The sequence below is a fragment of the Pseudomonas mosselii genome (genome assembly GCF_005796105.1).
Lineage (GTDB): Bacteria > Pseudomonadota > Gammaproteobacteria > Pseudomonadales > Pseudomonadaceae > Aquipseudomonas > Aquipseudomonas mosselii_C.
In genome coordinates, this window is record NZ_VAUO01000001.1 from 465,062 (window position 1) to 479,705 (window position 14,644).

Here is a 14,644-nt window from a genome sequence, read left to right on the forward strand (position 1 = left end):
TAGCCCGGCCCCGCGCTGGGCTTTTTGCATCTGTGATGGACTGACGCAATATGCGTAGAAAATTTCTACAGATGGATAACTGTAGTCGATGAGCGTATCTGCACGCTATGCCCGAGCTGTTGGGCGATGAATGCGGGTTGAGACCAGACATTGGGCATATTGTGGCATAGGTGTGGCGGCAGTTATACGGGGGACGGTATCTGGACCTCAAACGGTTGGACGGCGTAGGCGGGGGGAGGCCGGATATGCAGCGCCTGGCTCACCCGGCGTGGGCGAGGGTTGCCGGCAGAGCGATATATGTCTGTCGCAGGGCACGCTACAGGTTACAGCCGTCAACCCACTGGGCGGCATATGCACATGCAGCTGCCTGCGGCGTTGTTGTGCGAGTTTGCATAGGTGTTTCATGGCGGATACCTCGACACGTGTCTTGAGCGAGACGCGCAGGGTAATTAGGCGCCTGTTTGCGATATTCCGGCTGTGTGGCTGACCAGCGGCATGCGGCGACACTTGCCGAGGGCTACGCTTGAATCGTAAGCAAACTACTAAAAAGGTTGTGCGGGTCTGTCACTGTCCGGTTTTCCTGATGGGGGTGTTTGGAGGCTCAAATGTATCGTGTGCTGAAACGGATGAACCCGATGCTGCTAGCCATTGCTGCGGGTCTGCTGGTTGGTTGCGCCCATGATCCCGATATCCGCCAGGGGCATGACAACACCTTCGGGACCACCGCCAGAAGCCCGGCAGATTACTTGGGCTGCGTGAAAAGCGAGCTGCCTACCCACGCTACCACCTATACGGTCCAGGACCACAACGCATTGGAGCTGTTCGTCACCAGCACTGACCCGAACAAGGCCGATGGCCTGGTGCAGATCTTTGGGGCAGGCCATCTGCAGCAGTACTCGGCTTACCAGCGCGATGCGTGGTATGACCACGGCCGACTGCTCGATGCAGCGTCGGTTTGCGCCAGGACCTGACTGCGCGTCCGTCTGGCAGCTGATGCGGACGGCAAGCCGATGGGCATGGACTGTGTAGAAAGCGCCCAGCGCTGCTGGCACGTTGACGTGACGCCGCAGGCGCCTGAACGCAAGAAAGCGGATGCGCCATCGGCGCAGGCTGCGTACAGTGCGCCATTCGATACCCGTTGCGGAGCCTGGCATGTCTTGCGCCTTTACCTTCATGCAGTCGCCGGTTGGCACCCTGACCTTGGTCGCACGCGGCGACTGCCTCGCTGCGGTGCTGTGGGAGCACGAACGGGAAAACCGTGTACGCCTGGGCCAACTGCATCGCGATGACCAGCACGGGGTACTGCGCGAGACGGCGCGGCAACTGAGCGAGTATTTCGTGGGCCAGCGCAGGCAGTTCGACCTGCCATTGGACTTTGCCGGCACCGACTTTCAGCGCCAGGTGTGGGCGGCATTGCTGACCATTCCGTTTGGTCAGACCCGCAGCTACAGCGATATCGCGCGGCAGATCGGCAATCCCGATGCGGTGCGGGCGGTGGGCGCGGCCAACGGACGCAACCCGATCTCGATCATCGCCCCCTGCCACAGGGTAATCGGCGCCTCGGGCAGCCTGACCGGTTTTGCCGGCGGGCTGCCGGCCAAGCAGTTCCTGTTGGCGTTGGAAGGCCGCCAGAGCCTGGCGCTGGCGTTCTAGCCAAGCCAGGCGCAGAGCGCCACCAGTACGGCAACCAGCACACTGCCTGCGAACAGGCTGTAGTGCCGATGCGCGCGCTGCGCGTGGGCTTCGACCTCGCGCCGGTATTGGCCAGGTGTTGGCGCATCGGGGCGATGACGCAGGCCTTCGGCGATGTCTGCCAATTGTCCGCGAATCAGCAATCCCACCAGGTAATAGGTGAGGGAGTAACCGCCTAGGACCACCATCACGTATTTCATGGCGCCAGCCTAAGCGGATGTGCCACGGCGCTGGCAGCGTGGGTGTCGAGCAGCAATAGCCCCTCGGCAGTGGCGTCCAGGCTGGCCAGCAGGTTGCCTTGGCCATCCCAGGCCGCTGACTCGCCAGCATTGACGAACGTGTCTGCGGGCCCTACGCCATTCACCATCAGCACCGGCATGCCTAGCGTGCGGGCCACGTGGGGATAGTGCTCGAAGCCTTCGCGGATGCCCTTGGCCGTCTTGGCGACGCTCACCAGGTACAACTGCGCGCCGAGTGCCTGGGCGTTTTCGGCGTGCTCGATGAACATCGATTCATAGCAGATGGCCGGGGCCAGTTGCAGCGGCCCCGAGCTGAACACCAGCGGCTGATCGCCTGGGACGAAGAAGTCCAGCTCGTCAGCGTGCAGCCGTTGCTTGGCGTAGCTCAGCGGCGCTTGCAGGGGGCGCAGTACCAGCATGCCGATCCGCACGCCGCCAGCTGGTGCGGTCAGCGGCACGCCGATGGCAGCGCTCACACCCAGGCGGTCGCACAGTGTCTGCAAGGGGGCCAGCAGCGCGGCGTCGGGAGCCATCGCAAGCTGGCGGGCGAGGGTGGGCTCGTAGCCACTCAGGGACAGCTCGGGGAATACAAGCAGCTCTGCGCCCAGGGCGGCGGCCTGTTCGATGGCGTGCAGGTGACGTTGCAGGTTGCCAGCCAGGTCGCCTTTGCGCGAGGCCAGCTGTAAGGCGCAGAGTTTCACAGGTCCCGTCCTTGGTGTGCGAGGGGTACTTGAGCATACAATCGCAGCCCACGCCTTCACCAGTCGCAAGGCGCAGATTCCATGGACGGAACCCTACATGACTCACGCCGCAAGCATCCCCGCTGACTCGCTGATCGCGACTCACGCCGCCCAAGCCAGTTTTCGTCACTGCCGGGCAATCACCTTGCCCGACACCGGCCAGCCCGCCATGGCGCATTTTCTGCGGCTGATGGGACGCATGCCGGGGTGGATAGATACGCTGATGGTGCTGCGTAACCGTTTGGTCGGGCTGTTCGGGCTAAAGGATCTCGGGCGCCTGAGCGCCATCGACCCTGCACGCGCAGCGGCCAGCTATCGGAGCGGTGAACGGGTGGGTATCTGGACCTTGCTGGTCAATACCCAGGACGAGGTGCTTTTGGTGGATCGCGATCGCCACCTGGATGTGCACATCGCTTTGCTGTTGCGTCCGGCTGCCGAAGGGCATTGCCAGGTGCTGGTGAGCACGGTCGTGCGCACTCACAACCTGCTGGGGCGTCTTTACATGCTGCCGGTGGCGCCCTTTCACCGGCTCATCGCGCCAATCGCCTTGCGCCAGCTACGCGGATAAGCGCAGGACTGCCGCCGGGTACTGCAACCTGTGCCATGCTTTGTAAAACTCCACTGTATCGGCACTGCCGCAGAGGAACGATGCAATGAGCCGTTATCGGCGCATAGCCGCCAATACCCGTGGGCGCGACCTGGCTGTGGGGGATATTCACGGGCATTTCGAACGCCTGCGCCAGTGCCTGGACCGCGTGAATTTCGATCCTTCAGTGGACCGTGTGTTCAGCGTTGGCGATTTGGTCGACCGCGGTCCGTACAGCCCGCACGCGCTGGAGTGGCTGGCGCAACCCTGGTTCCATGCGGTGCAAGGCAACCACGAGGCGCTTGCCATCAGCCATCTGCGTGGTGGGCGGGTGGACCTAGACATGTATCGGGCAGCCGGTGGCGGCTGGTTCCTGGCACTACCCAAGGCACAGCAGGAAGCCTTCGTCGAAGCGTTCCTGAACCTGCCCATCGCGCTCGAAGTTCAAACGGCGGCGGGGCCTGTGGGGTTGCTGCATGCCGACAGCCCGTTCAATGACTGGACGTTGCTGCGCGATAGCCTGTTGTACGACGATGAGCCGCAGGTTCGCGAGGTGTGCCAGTGGTCCAGGCGCAGGCTCAAGGAGGGCGACCACCATCCTGTCGAAGGGCTGCGCGCGTTGCTGGTGGGGCATACGCCGGTACTTGACGTTCAGGTATTGGGCAATGTCTGGCACCTGGACACCGGGGGCTGGCGCAGCGGCCACTTCAGTGTGCTGGAGCTCGCCTCGCTGAAGCTACTCAGCCCAGCGCCAAGCGTATGAGCATGGCGCCAGCGAGCACGATCAACAGCACACCCGAGGCGCGTTCGAGCCACGGCAACGCCAGGCCGAAGCGGCGCAGGACCTGTCGGTTACCAATCGCCAAGGCTACCAGCAGGTCCCAAGCCAGCACCGCCGTGAACATCCAGGCGCCGTAGAGTACCTTCAGCCACGCTGCGCTAGCCGCCACCAGGCTCGCCAGGCTTGCATAGAACAACGCGTTCTTCGGGTTGAGGATACCTGAGGCAAAGCCCATTCCCAGGCTTTGCAGCCAACCCGCAGCTGTCGGTTGGGCGCTGGCGGTTGCCAAGCGGCTGGAGCCGGCATGGCGCAGAAACAACTGGCCGATATACAGCAGGTAGATGCAGCCGGCCAATTGCAACGCGATGAACACCGCGCTGGCGTCCTGAAGGCTTGAAACACCTGCGAAAGCGGCGCCGATAAACACCCCGTTGGCCAGCGCGATACCCAGGCAAGCACCGCTGGCTACCCGCCAGCCGGCAGTGGCTGAGGTGCGGGCGACCAGGAAGAAATCAGGGCCAGGTGAGAGCAGGGCGAGGAAGTGGGCGGCAGCGATGATCAGGAATTGTTCCATGGTGCAGGCTTCTGGTGGGGGGAGCCGGCAGTCTGGCGCCTGGATATCGCGGGGTATTGAACAATATTGCAGGCCAGCTGCGACATTAGCGGTAGACGCCGGGGGGCACACCAGCATGGGCTTTGAACACCCGCTGGAAATGGCTTTGGTCGGCAAAGCCCAGTTGGTAAGCCACCGCTGCCAGTGGCTGGCCCTGGCGCAGAAGCTGTCGTGCCTGATTAATCCTGGCATTGAGCAAGTAGGCATGCGGCGTGAAACCAGTGGCGGCGGCAAAGGCGCGGATCAGCTGATAGCGCCCGAGCCCGGCCTGTGCCGCCAGGCTGTCCAGGCTAAGCCCGGCCAAGTCCTGGCCGTGCACGTGGTCCAGCAAGTCGTCGAGCATCGAGCAGGACAGCGCCGGGGCCTGGGGAAGCGTCGCCAGCGCTGAAAAGTCATGCTCACAGAGAAACGCCACCAGGGCTGCATCTTTTTCCTGGGGTGAAGCCGGCGAGAACAACGTGGCATTGAGCGTGCAGAACTGCCGATACAGCCTTGACGAGCGGGTCACCCGCGCCGGTGATCCTGGTGCGCCTGCATCGATCCCCGACTCCTGGCGCAGCCGTTGCAGCCAACCGGCATCCACATGCAGCATCTGGTAGCTCCAGGCCTGCCCGGGTTCCGGGTTGCAGGCATGCATCCGCTGTGCCGGCACCAGCACCAGCGTACCGGGCGTTAGCCGGGTTTCGCCGGCGCCAGTGCCGGTGAAGCGGCTGTAGCCTGCGTCCACCACACCGATGGAGAAGGTGGGATGGCTGTGGGCCTTGTAGCAGGCACGGCTGTGGCAGGCGCGGCGGCTCTCGACATGCGGCAGGGCCGGGTCATGCCAGATCGCCTGGCTCGAAGGGGGCATGGCAAACGCCTGTGCAGTCAGGGGAAGCGCCAGTCTACTGTTGCGGTCAATCGCTGCGCCACTGTGCTTGACGCCTCCGAGGGCCAGGCGCGACGCTGGTGTCCTTTCAAGGAGAGTCAGAATGGACCTGTCGAGCCTGCTACTGTTCATCCCCGCCTGCTTCGCCCTGAACATGGCGCCAGGGCCGAACAACCTGTTGTCGCTGCACAATGCCAGCCGCTATGGCTTGCGCACTGCCTGCGTCGCTGGTGGCGGTCGTTTGCTGGCGTTCAGCGGCATGATCGCCCTGGCCGCGATGGGGCTCGCCGTGGTGCTGCACACCAGCGAGTACCTGTTCCTGACGATCAAGGTGCTGGGCGCCGGCTACCTGTTCTACATCGCCTGGCAGCTGTGGCGTGCGCCGGTGGATGCGGTGTTGGCGACGGATGAGCAGCCGCGTAGTACTTGGCGGTTGGCGCGTCAGGAATTCTGGGTGGCGGCGGGCAACCCGAAAGCGATTTTGCTGTTCACCGCTTTTTTACCGCAGTTCGTTTCCATGAACAGCGCCACGCCCGTCAGTGAACAGTTCCTCTGGCTGGGCGCGCTGTTCCTGCTGCTGGAGTGGGCTGCGATTGCCATCTATGCAGGTTTGGGCGCCTATCTTCAGCGCTGGTTCGAACGTCCTGGGCCACGGCGGGTGTTCAACCGGGTGAGCGCCTCGTTGCTGGGGTGTGCAGGCCTGGGGCTGCTGGCTGCACGGCGCTAGAACTGCCAGAGCAACCGGGGTTGACGCCACGGGTGCGCTGCTCGCGCCCAGTAAGCGCCCACGCTGTCACCTGAAAGCTGGACGCTGGATTGTCCGGCAGCCGGAGCCTTGGACATGCGTCTTAGTCGCGATAGAACGTCTGTACCAGGTGATAGCCGAACTTGCTCTTGATCGGCCCGTGTACTACCCGCAGCGGCTTTTTGAAAATCACCTGGTCGATGGCGCCGACCATTTGGCCTGGGCGTACTTCGCCCAGGTCGCCACCGCGTTTGCCCGAGGGGCAGGTGGAAAACTTTTTCGCCAGCACGTCGAAGGCCTCGCCATTGGCGATACGCTGCTTGAGCTTTTCGGCTTCTTCAGCGGTCTTGACCAGGATGTGGCGGGCTTGAGCTTTCATGGAGTACCTGTGTTTCGGGGCAAAAAGGTCTCCATTATGCCTGATCGCGTAGCCCGCGCTACTGCGCCAGCCAACCGCCATCGACGTTCCACGCCGCGCCGCGTACCTGGCTGCCGGCCTCACTGCACAGAAACAGCACCAGTTCACCTAGGTGTTGCGGGGTGACGAAAGCCAGCGACGGCTGTTTTTCGGCCAGCAGGTCGTGCTGGGCCTGGACCAGATCGCCACTCACGGCGGCGCGGTCGTCGATCTGCTTCTGCACCAGCGGCGTCAGCACCCAGCCTGGGCAGATGGCATTACAGGTTACATTGCTGGTAGCGGTCTCCAGCCCGATCACCTTGGTCAGGCCAACCACGCCATGCTTGGCAGCCACGTAAGCGGCCTTGCCGGTGGAGCCCACCAGGCCGTGCACCGAGGCAATGTTGACGATCCGTCCCCAGCCACGGGTGCGCATGCCCGGCAACGCCAGGCGACTGCCATGGAACACCGCCGAGAGGTTCAGCGCGATGATCTTGTCCCAGGCCTCGACCGGAAACTGCTCAACCGGTGCCACATGCTGGATGCCGGCGTTGTTGACCAGTATGTCCACAGCGCCGAACTCACGCTCGGCCAAACTGAACATTTGCTCGATCTGCGCCACGTCGGACAAGTCGGCCGGGTGATGCAGCACCCTCACGCCACTTGCCTTGAGCGTGGCGATGGCCGGGCCCGGGTCGCCGAAGCCGTTGAGCAGGATATTCGCCCCGGCCTTGGCCAGTACCTGGGCGATACCCAAACCGATGCCGCTGGTGGAGCCGGTGACCAGTGCGGTCTTGCCTGAGAGGGTCATGCAGTTCTCCTTGATCGATTGATGTTGCCATCTACAACGGGGGAGCAGTGATTCACCTTCTGGGGTCGAACGCCTCGCGCAGTGCCTCGCCAATGAATACCAGCAACGAGAGGATCAGCGCCAGGGCGAAAAACGCGGTAAAGCCCAGCCATGGCGCCTCCAGATGCTGCTTGCCCTGGGTTACCAGTTCGCCCAGCGAAGCACTGCCGGCCGGCAGGCCGAAGCCCAGAAAGTCCAGGGCGGTGAGGGTGGTGATTGCCCCGGTAAGCATGAACGGCACGAAGGTCAGGGTGGCGTTCATGGCATTGGGCAGGATGTGCCGCAGCATCACCTGCCCATCGCGCAACCCCAGCGCCCGCGCGGCCTTGACGTACTCCAGGTTGCGCCCGCGCAGAAACTCGGCGCGTACCACATCCACCAGAGTCAGCCACGAGAACAACGCCATGATTCCCAACAGCCACCAGAAGCTTGGCTCGACGAAGCCGGAGAGGATGATCAACAGGTACAGCACGGGCAGGCCCGACCACACCTCCAGCAACCGCTGGCCAAGCAGGTCGACCCAACCCCCGTGGTATCCCTGCAAGGCGCCGGCGACCAGGCCGATCAGCACGCTGAGCGCAGTCAGGGCGAAGGCGAACAACAATGACGTGCGGGTGCCATATAGCACCCGCGCCAGCACGTCGCGCCCTTGGTCATCGGTGCCCAGCCAGTTGCTTGCGCTGGGTGGACTTGGGGTGGGCACCTGCAAATCGTAATTGGGCGTGTCGGCACTGAATGGAATGGGCGCGAACAGCATCCAGCCGCCCTGGCCTTCAATCAGTTGGCGTACGTACTGGCTGCGGTAGTCCGGCTGGAAGGGCAGTTGTCCGCCAAACTGCTGCTCGGTGTAGCGCTTGAGCGCCGGGGTGTACAGCTCGCCCTTGTACACCAGCAGCAGCGGCTTGTCGTTGGCCACCAGTTCCGCGCCGAGGCTGAGCAGCAACAAACCGGCGAACAGCCACAGCGAAATCCAGCCGCGGCGGTTGTCACGAAAGCGCTGCAGGCGCCGACGCGCCACGGGTGAAAGCATCAGTGAGCCCTCGCGTCGAAGTCGATGCGAGGGTCCAGCAGGGTGTAGCACAGATCGCCCAGCAGGCGGATCAGCAGCCCCGCCAAGGTGAAGATGAACAGCGTGCCGAACACCACCGGATAGTCCCGTGACACCGCTGCCTCGTAGCTCATGCGCCCCAGCCCGTCGAGGGAGAAGATCACCTCGATCAGCAGCGAGCCTGCGAAGAACACCGTGATCAGTGCCTGTGGCAGCCCTGCCACCACCAGCAGCATGGCGTTGCGCATCACGTGCCCGTATAGCACCCGACGCTGGCTAAGGCCCTTGGCCTTGGCGGTGACCACGTACTGGCGGGTGATCTCATCGAGAAACGCGTTCTTGGTCAGCAGCGTGAGGGTGGCGAAACCGCCAATGACCAGGGCTCCGACCGGTAGTACCAGGTGCCAGAAATAGTCGGTGATCTTGCCCAGCAAGCTGAGCTGGTCGAAATCGTCCGACACCAACCCACGTACCGGGAACCAGTTGAGCGAGGTGCCACCGGCGAACAGCACGATCAGCAGCAAGGCGAACAGGAACGAGGGCAGGGCATAGCCAATCACGATCAGCGCGCTGCTCCAGGCATCGAAGCGGCTGCCGTGATGGACCGCCTTGCGGATACCCAGCGGGATCGACACCAGGTAGGTGATCAGGGTCGCCCAGAAACCCAATGATAGCGTCACGGGCAGTTTGTCCAGGATCAGCTCGGTGACCTTGGCGCCACGGAAGAAGCTCTGGCCGAAGTCCAGCCGTGCGTACTGCCCAAGCATTAGCCACAGGCGCTCGGGCGCGGACTTGTCGAAGCCGTACTGGTGCTTGATCTCCTCGATCAGTTTGGGATCCAGGCCACGGGTGGCGCGCGACTGACCCTGCAACGCTTCGACCTTGGCGCCAGGCGCACCGCCGCCGATGCCTTGCAGGCGTGCCACTGCCTGTTCCACTGGGCCACCGGGCGCGGCCTGGACGATGACGAAATTGACCAGCAGGATCGCCAGCAGCGTGGGGATGATCAACAGCAGGCGTCGCAGGATGTAGCCGGTCATGGTGCAGCGTCCTTGAGCGCGCGCATCTGATCCGAGGTCAACGCTGTCGGGCTGACCTCCCACCAGGTATCCAGGCCTTCGTCATAAGCGGCTTGTGCCTTGGGCCGACCAAAGCGGTTCCACCATACTGTCGAGCTGCCTGGCGGGTAGTAGTTGGGAATCCAGTAGTAGTTCCATTGCAGCACCCGGTCCAGCGCATGGGCGTGGCGCAGCATGTCGGCCTGGGTGTCGGCGCGCACCAGGCCATCGAGCAAGCGGTCCACGGCCGGGTCCTGTAGCACCATCAGGTTGTTCGAGCCCGGATCGTGGGCGGCGGCCGAACCGAAATAGTTGTACAGCTCACTGCCCGGCGACAGGCTCACGTTGTAGCCGGTGACGATCATGTCGTAGTCGCGGGCCATGATCCGATTGATGTATTGGGCCGCATCGACGTTGCGGATATTCAGCTCGACGCCGATCTGCGCAAGATTGCGCTTCCACGGTAGCAGCAGACGCTCCATACCCGACTGGCCGTTGAGGAAGGTGAAGCTCAAAGGCTCGCCCTCGGCGTTCACCAGCCGGTCGCCTGCTGGGTGCCAGCCAGCAGCCTGGAGCAAGGCCAGTGCCTGTAACTGTTGGGTGCGGATGATCCCGGATCCATCGGTGACGGGCGCCGTGAAGACGCGGTTGAAGACTTCGTCTGGAACCTGGCCCCGCAGCGGTTCGAGCAGCTTGAGTTCACTGGCATCGGGGAGTGCGCGGGCCGCCAGTGGGGTGTTGGAGAACAGGCTCTGCTGGCGGATGTACATATTGCGCATCATCTGCCGGTTGCTCCATTCGAAGTCCCACAGCAGGCCGAGCGCCTGGCGTATCCGGCGATCCTTGAACAATGGCCGGTCGAGGTTGAACACGAAGCCCTGGGCCACTTGTGGCTTGGCCGGGCCAAGATGGGCACGTTGCAGGCGACCGTCATCCAGTTGCGCGCCGTTATAGCCCAGGGTGTAGGCGGTGGCGGAATACTCGCGGTTGTAGTCGTAGCCGCCGCCCTTGAGCACCTGGCGTGCCACCTCGGTGTCGCCGAAATACTCAAGGCGCAGGCGCTGGAAGTTGTAGCGACCACGGCTGACGGGCAAGTCTCGTGCCCACCACTGTGCGTCACGTTCGAAGGTGATGCTGCGCCCGTTGTCGATCCGGCTGATGCGGTAGGGGCCGCTGCCGACCGGCTTGTCGAAGCCTGCGCCGCTGGCGAAGTCACGCTGCTGCCAATCGTGTTCGGGCAACACCGGCAAGCTGGCCAGGTCCAGCGCCAGGGTGCGGCCATGGGGCTGGCGAAAATCGAAGCGTATTCGTCGCGGCCCCTCTACGCTGACCCCACTGACATCGGCGAACAGCGTGCGGTACTTGAGGCTGCCCTTGCGCATCAGTAGCTCGAAGGTAAAGCGTACATCCTCGGCGCGTACCGGCCTGCCATCGGCGAAGGTGGCGCGCGGGTCGATCTCGAAACGCAGCCAGGCGTCGTCCGGGCCGCGCTCCATCGTCCGGGCGATCAGGCCGTAGACGGTGTAGGGCTCATCGAACGCGCGTACGGCCAATGGGGCATACAGCAGGCCATCGATTTCAGAAACACCGGTGCCCTTGTCGATGTAGGGCAGGATATGGTCGAACTGGCCAATGTCGGTGGCCGAGCGGCGTAAGCTACCGCCCTTCGGGGCATCTGGGTTGACGTAGTCGAAGTGGCGAAAGTTGACGGGGTAGCGCGGCGCTTCGCCGTAGACGGTGAGGGCATGGCTCGGCGCAGCCTGGGCTTGCAGCGCCAGGCACAGCAGGGCGATACAGCCGAAAACCCGTGGGAGCGGGCTCGCTCGCGAAAACGTCCGCTCAAGCGAGGTTGCGGTCGTGCCGCACGTATTCGCGGGCAAGCCCGCTCCCACAGGGGGCTTCATCGGCTGCGAAGGCTTAGTCCTGACGGCTGGTCACTTCGAGCAGGTGGTAGCCGAACTGGGTTTTAACCGGACCTTGCACGGTGTTGACCGGGGCGCTGAACACCACGGTGTCGAATTCCTTGACCATTTGGCCTGGGCCGAACGAGCCCAGGTCACCGCCCTGGCGGCTGGACGGGCAGGTGGAGTTGGCTTTGGCGATTTCGGCGAAGTCGGCACCCGCTTCGATCTGGGCTTTGAGTTCGTTGCACTTGTCTTCGGTGGCAACCAGGATGTGGCGGGCGGTAGCACGGGCCATGGAAACTGCTCCTTGAGGTGAAAAACAGCAAGCCTAGCGCACTTGTCTGGGGCATGTCTCGCAAGGCTTGCTGATTGATCCTACAAGCGTTCGGCTGCCTGACGCAGCATCTGCTCGGTCGAGTCCCAGCCCAGGCAGCCATCGGTGATCGACACGCCGTATTTCAACGCACCTTTGCCCAGGGCCTGGCAGCCGTCGAACAGGTGGCCTTCGAGCATCACGCCTACCAACGAGCGGTCACCGGCCAGGCGTTGCTGCAGCACGTCTTCGAAGACGGCCGGTTGACGGGCCGGGTCCTTGCCGCTGTTGGCGTGGCTGCAATCGACCATGATCCGTGCCGCCAGCCCCGCCTTGGCCAGCCCCTGGCGTGCCATGGCGACGCTTTGGGCGTCGTAGTTCGGGCCTTTGTGCCCGCCACGTAGTACCAGGTGGGTGTCCGGGTTGCCCAGGGTCTCGATGATCGCCGGGTAGCCCTGGGCGTCCATGCCGAAGTGGCGGTGCGGGTGGGCTGCGCTGCGCATGGCATCGCAGGCGATGCCGACGCCACCGTCGGTGCCATTCTTGAAGCCTACCGGCAGTTCCAGTCCGCTGACCATTTCGCGGTGTACCTGCGACTCGGTGGTGCGTGCGCCGATGGCTGCCCAGCCCAGCAGGTCGTCGAAGTAGCCGGCCACCATCGGTTGCAGCAGTTCTGTGGCAATCGGCAGGCCGCGCTCGAGCATGCTCAGCATCAAGCCCCGCGACAGGGCGATGCCTGCGTGCATGTCGTCGCTGCCATCGAGGTGCGGATCGTAGGCCAGGCCTTTCCAGCCCACCGTGGTGCGGGGCTTTTCCACGTAGGCGCGCATCACCAGCAGCAGCTTGTCGCTGACGTGGCGGCTGAGGGTGGCCAGCCGATCGGCATACTCCAGGGCCGAGCGCGGGTCGTGGATCGAGCACGGACCGACCACCACCAGCAGGCGTTCGTCGCGACCTTCGAGGATCGCGCGGATCGCTTGGCGGTGTGTGTGGACTTGCTGAGTGAGTTCGTTAGACATCGGCATCTGCTGCTTGAGCAGGTGCGGGCTGGGCAGGCGCTTGCTGACGGTGGTGTTGGCGGCTTGTGGCTGGGTCAGGGCGAGGTTCGAGGCGTGCATGGCTTTTTTCCCTGGGCGGACGGCGGGTACTGACCCGCGTGGTCGGCCCTATCGAGGTGTTCGACTGGTCGTCAAATTAGGTTCTTGTGCGGCAGTGCCACCGGAAATCGACCGAACGGAGGCGGCAGGCTGGCCCGAACGGGATTGGCTAAATCGCCAGGCATAGGAGGTTGCGTAGAAGTAGTTGGCGTAGTTCATGAATCTGTCCTCAAGATGAATCGTTGAAAGTGCGGGGCCCGGAAAAACAAAACCCCCGGTCGGGAGGCCGACCGGGGGTTTGAGTATTCTCGTGTTCGGCGGCCCCTCGAAAGTGGGCGCCGGTTGGGTTATCGGCGCCTAGTAGCTAAACCAATAACCAAAATAAAACGGTGCAACGGCGTTACGACCGGCAACGGCCAGCACGCGGCGCGCAGAGCGACCGGTGGGGTGGGCGTGGTTGCAGGTGTGTTTCGGCATGTTGCTCTCCAGTGAATGAGCCCGAGCTTACTGCACCTGTGCGTTGCCATTCAATGGCTTTTCTCTATGGCTGCGATAATCGATGACGCCCCTGCGTTTGCACAGCCCGCCAGGATAACGGTAGGTTTCGCCATCACGTTGCGGAACCTACCTATGGACTCTCTCACTCAAGCGGTTCTCGGCGCGGCCTTGCAAGGCACCGTGCTCGGCCGCATCCAGGGCCGTCGCTCGCTTGCCTACGGCGCGGCCCTGGGCACCTTGCCCGACCTGGACGTACTGGTTCGCTACGCGGATCCGGTGTCGCAGATGACCTTCCACCGGGGTTTCTCGCACTCGATCTTCGTGCTCACAGGCTTGGCCCTGCTGCTGGCTTGGCTGGTCGCCAAGCGCTGGCCCGACAAGGGCTACACGGCAACGCGCCTGTTCGTGGCGTTCTGGCTGGTGCTGGTTACCCACCCGCTGCTGGATTCGTTCACCGTCTACGGCACCCAGCTGTTCTGGCCGTTGCAGGTCACGCCGCAAAGCTGGGCTGCGGTGTTCATCATCGATCCGGTATACACCTTGCCGTTGTTGCTTGCCGTGCTGTATGCCGCGCTCAAGGGCCTGCGCGGACGGGCGCTGGCCGGGCTGTCCGTGGCCCTGGCGTTCAGCACGGTTTACCTGGGCTTTGGCCTGGCTGGGCGGATGGCCGCCGAGCAACGCTTCGACGTGGCCTTGGCACAACAAGGCATTACCGCCAGTGAGGTACGCGCGGTGCCTATCGCGTTCAACACACTGCTCTGGCGGGTGCTGGCCAAGACCCCGGATGGCGACTACTACGAGGGCATTAGTGGCCTGTTCGACCGTGAGCCGCCCGAGTTGCTGCGCCAACCGCGCAACCTGGCGCTGGGTAAGCGGCTCGACGGCGATGCGCTGCACGATCGGCTGCGCTGGTTCACCGACGATTGGTTGCGCTACGACGCCGTGGGCGATGCGCTGGTGGTGACTGACCTGCGCATGGGCATCCCAGGCCACTACACCTTCCGTTTTCAGATGGGCCAGCGCGATGCGACCGGGCAGTGGGTGGCGATCCAGCCGCGCGGCTGGATCGGTGGCGGCGCGGCATCGTTGTTCGATGGCGACAAGCTGTCGCTGATCTGGCGGCGCATCGTCGACCAGCAACCACCGTTGCCGCTGGCGAGCTGGGCGGCGCAGTTGGGTGGGCATGCCGCCCAGGCCAGGCCGTGAACCTTGGGT

The 14,644-nt window shown here is 63.7% G+C and carries 17 protein-coding genes and 1 pseudogene; 6 read left to right on the forward strand and 12 right to left on the reverse strand.

Features of this window, described 5'->3' with window-relative positions:
• Window positions 1-83 precede the first annotated feature (83 nt).
• Window positions 84-211: pseudogene (locus FEM01_RS24335) on the reverse strand (site-specific integrase); the annotation flags it as partial.
• A gap of 394 nt (window positions 212-605) precedes the next feature.
• Here FEM01_RS24335 and FEM01_RS02180 point away from each other — a divergent pair.
• Complete coding sequence (locus FEM01_RS02180; protein ID WP_240791699.1) at window positions 606-971, forward strand: hypothetical protein; 366 nt, start codon at window positions 606-608, stop codon at window positions 969-971.
• A gap of 181 nt (window positions 972-1,152) precedes the next feature.
• Window positions 1,153-1,653 (forward strand): methylated-DNA--[protein]-cysteine S-methyltransferase, encoded by a 501-nt coding sequence (locus tag FEM01_RS02185; protein ID WP_138217641.1) that lies wholly within the window; start codon window positions 1,153-1,155, stop codon window positions 1,651-1,653.
• Here FEM01_RS02185 and FEM01_RS02190 read toward each other — a convergent pair.
• Both FEM01_RS02190 and FEM01_RS02195 read right to left on the reverse strand, forming a co-directional pair.
• Window positions 1,650-1,892, reverse strand: a complete 243-nt coding sequence (locus tag FEM01_RS02190) for a hypothetical protein (protein WP_138217642.1) — start codon at window positions 1,890-1,892, stop codon at window positions 1,650-1,652. The genes FEM01_RS02185 and FEM01_RS02190 overlap by 4 nt on opposite strands.
• Window positions 1,889-2,632, reverse strand: a complete 744-nt coding sequence (locus FEM01_RS02195) for a carbon-nitrogen hydrolase family protein (protein WP_138217643.1) — start codon at window positions 2,630-2,632, stop codon at window positions 1,889-1,891. Before FEM01_RS02195 ends, FEM01_RS02190 begins: the two co-directional genes overlap by 4 nt.
• Before the next feature lie 97 nt (window positions 2,633-2,729).
• Between FEM01_RS02195 and FEM01_RS02200 the strand changes: the two genes are divergently transcribed.
• Together FEM01_RS02200 and FEM01_RS02205 are read left to right on the forward strand one after the other, a co-directional pair.
• Entirely contained in the window at window positions 2,730-3,239 is a 510-nt protein-coding gene (locus FEM01_RS02200) for a DUF2867 domain-containing protein (protein WP_138217644.1), read from the forward strand.
• An 85-nt stretch (window positions 3,240-3,324) separates the two neighbouring features.
• Window positions 3,325-4,020, forward strand: a complete 696-nt coding sequence (locus tag FEM01_RS02205) for a metallophosphoesterase (RefSeq protein ID WP_138217645.1) — start codon at window positions 3,325-3,327, stop codon at window positions 4,018-4,020.
• Here the strand turns inward: FEM01_RS02205 and FEM01_RS02210 are convergent.
• Window positions 3,998-4,612 (reverse strand): LysE family translocator, encoded by a 615-nt coding sequence (locus FEM01_RS02210; protein WP_138217646.1) that lies wholly within the window; start codon window positions 4,610-4,612, stop codon window positions 3,998-4,000. The genes FEM01_RS02205 and FEM01_RS02210 overlap by 23 nt on opposite strands.
• A gap of 85 nt (window positions 4,613-4,697) precedes the next feature.
• A complete protein-coding gene (locus FEM01_RS02215; RefSeq protein ID WP_138217647.1) occupies window positions 4,698-5,501 on the reverse strand; it encodes an AraC family transcriptional regulator in 804 nt (267 codons plus the stop codon).
• Window positions 5,502-5,622: 121 nt separating this feature from the next.
• Here FEM01_RS02215 and FEM01_RS02220 point away from each other — a divergent pair, with 121 nt between their 5' ends.
• A complete protein-coding gene (locus FEM01_RS02220; RefSeq protein WP_138217648.1) occupies window positions 5,623-6,246 on the forward strand; it encodes a LysE family translocator in 624 nt (207 codons plus the stop codon).
• A gap of 121 nt (window positions 6,247-6,367) precedes the next feature.
• On the opposite strand, the gene FEM01_RS02225 is transcribed toward FEM01_RS02220, so the two are convergent.
• The 7 genes from FEM01_RS02225 to FEM01_RS02255 all read right to left on the reverse strand — a co-directional run bounded on the left by FEM01_RS02225 (window position 6,368) and on the right by FEM01_RS02255 (window position 12,952).
• Entirely contained in the window at window positions 6,368-6,643 is a 276-nt protein-coding gene (locus FEM01_RS02225; protein ID WP_133323846.1) for a peptidylprolyl isomerase, read from the reverse strand.
• A 58-nt stretch (window positions 6,644-6,701) separates the two neighbouring features.
• Window positions 6,702-7,472: a 3-hydroxybutyrate dehydrogenase gene (hbdH, locus tag FEM01_RS02230; RefSeq protein WP_138217649.1), complete on the reverse strand. Its 771-nt coding sequence runs from the start codon at window positions 7,470-7,472 to the stop codon at window positions 6,702-6,704.
• Between the two features lie 52 nt (window positions 7,473-7,524).
• Entirely contained in the window at window positions 7,525-8,541 is a 1,017-nt protein-coding gene (locus FEM01_RS02235; RefSeq protein ID WP_138217650.1) for an ABC transporter permease, read from the reverse strand.
• Complete coding sequence (locus FEM01_RS02240; RefSeq protein WP_138217651.1) at window positions 8,541-9,599, reverse strand: microcin C ABC transporter permease YejB; 1,059 nt, start codon at window positions 9,597-9,599, stop codon at window positions 8,541-8,543. The genes FEM01_RS02235 and FEM01_RS02240 overlap by 1 nt, the downstream gene beginning before the upstream one ends.
• A complete protein-coding gene (locus tag FEM01_RS02245) occupies window positions 9,596-11,521 on the reverse strand; it encodes an extracellular solute-binding protein (protein WP_138217652.1) in 1,926 nt (641 codons plus the stop codon). Before FEM01_RS02245 ends, FEM01_RS02240 begins: the two co-directional genes overlap by 4 nt.
• Before the next feature lie 13 nt (window positions 11,522-11,534).
• Complete coding sequence (locus FEM01_RS02250; protein WP_054884552.1) at window positions 11,535-11,816, reverse strand: peptidylprolyl isomerase; 282 nt, start codon at window positions 11,814-11,816, stop codon at window positions 11,535-11,537.
• Window positions 11,817-11,896: 80 nt separating this feature from the next.
• Entirely contained in the window at window positions 11,897-12,952 is a 1,056-nt protein-coding gene (locus tag FEM01_RS02255; protein ID WP_138217653.1) for a 3-deoxy-7-phosphoheptulonate synthase, read from the reverse strand.
• Window positions 12,953-13,561: 609 nt separating this feature from the next.
• Between FEM01_RS02255 and FEM01_RS02260 the strand changes: the two genes are divergently transcribed.
• Window positions 13,562-14,635 carry a metal-dependent hydrolase gene (locus FEM01_RS02260; RefSeq protein ID WP_138217654.1) on the forward strand — a complete coding sequence of 358 codons (1,074 nt, stop codon included), beginning with the start codon at window positions 13,562-13,564 and terminating at the stop codon, window positions 14,633-14,635.
• Window positions 14,636-14,644 lie beyond the last annotated feature (9 nt).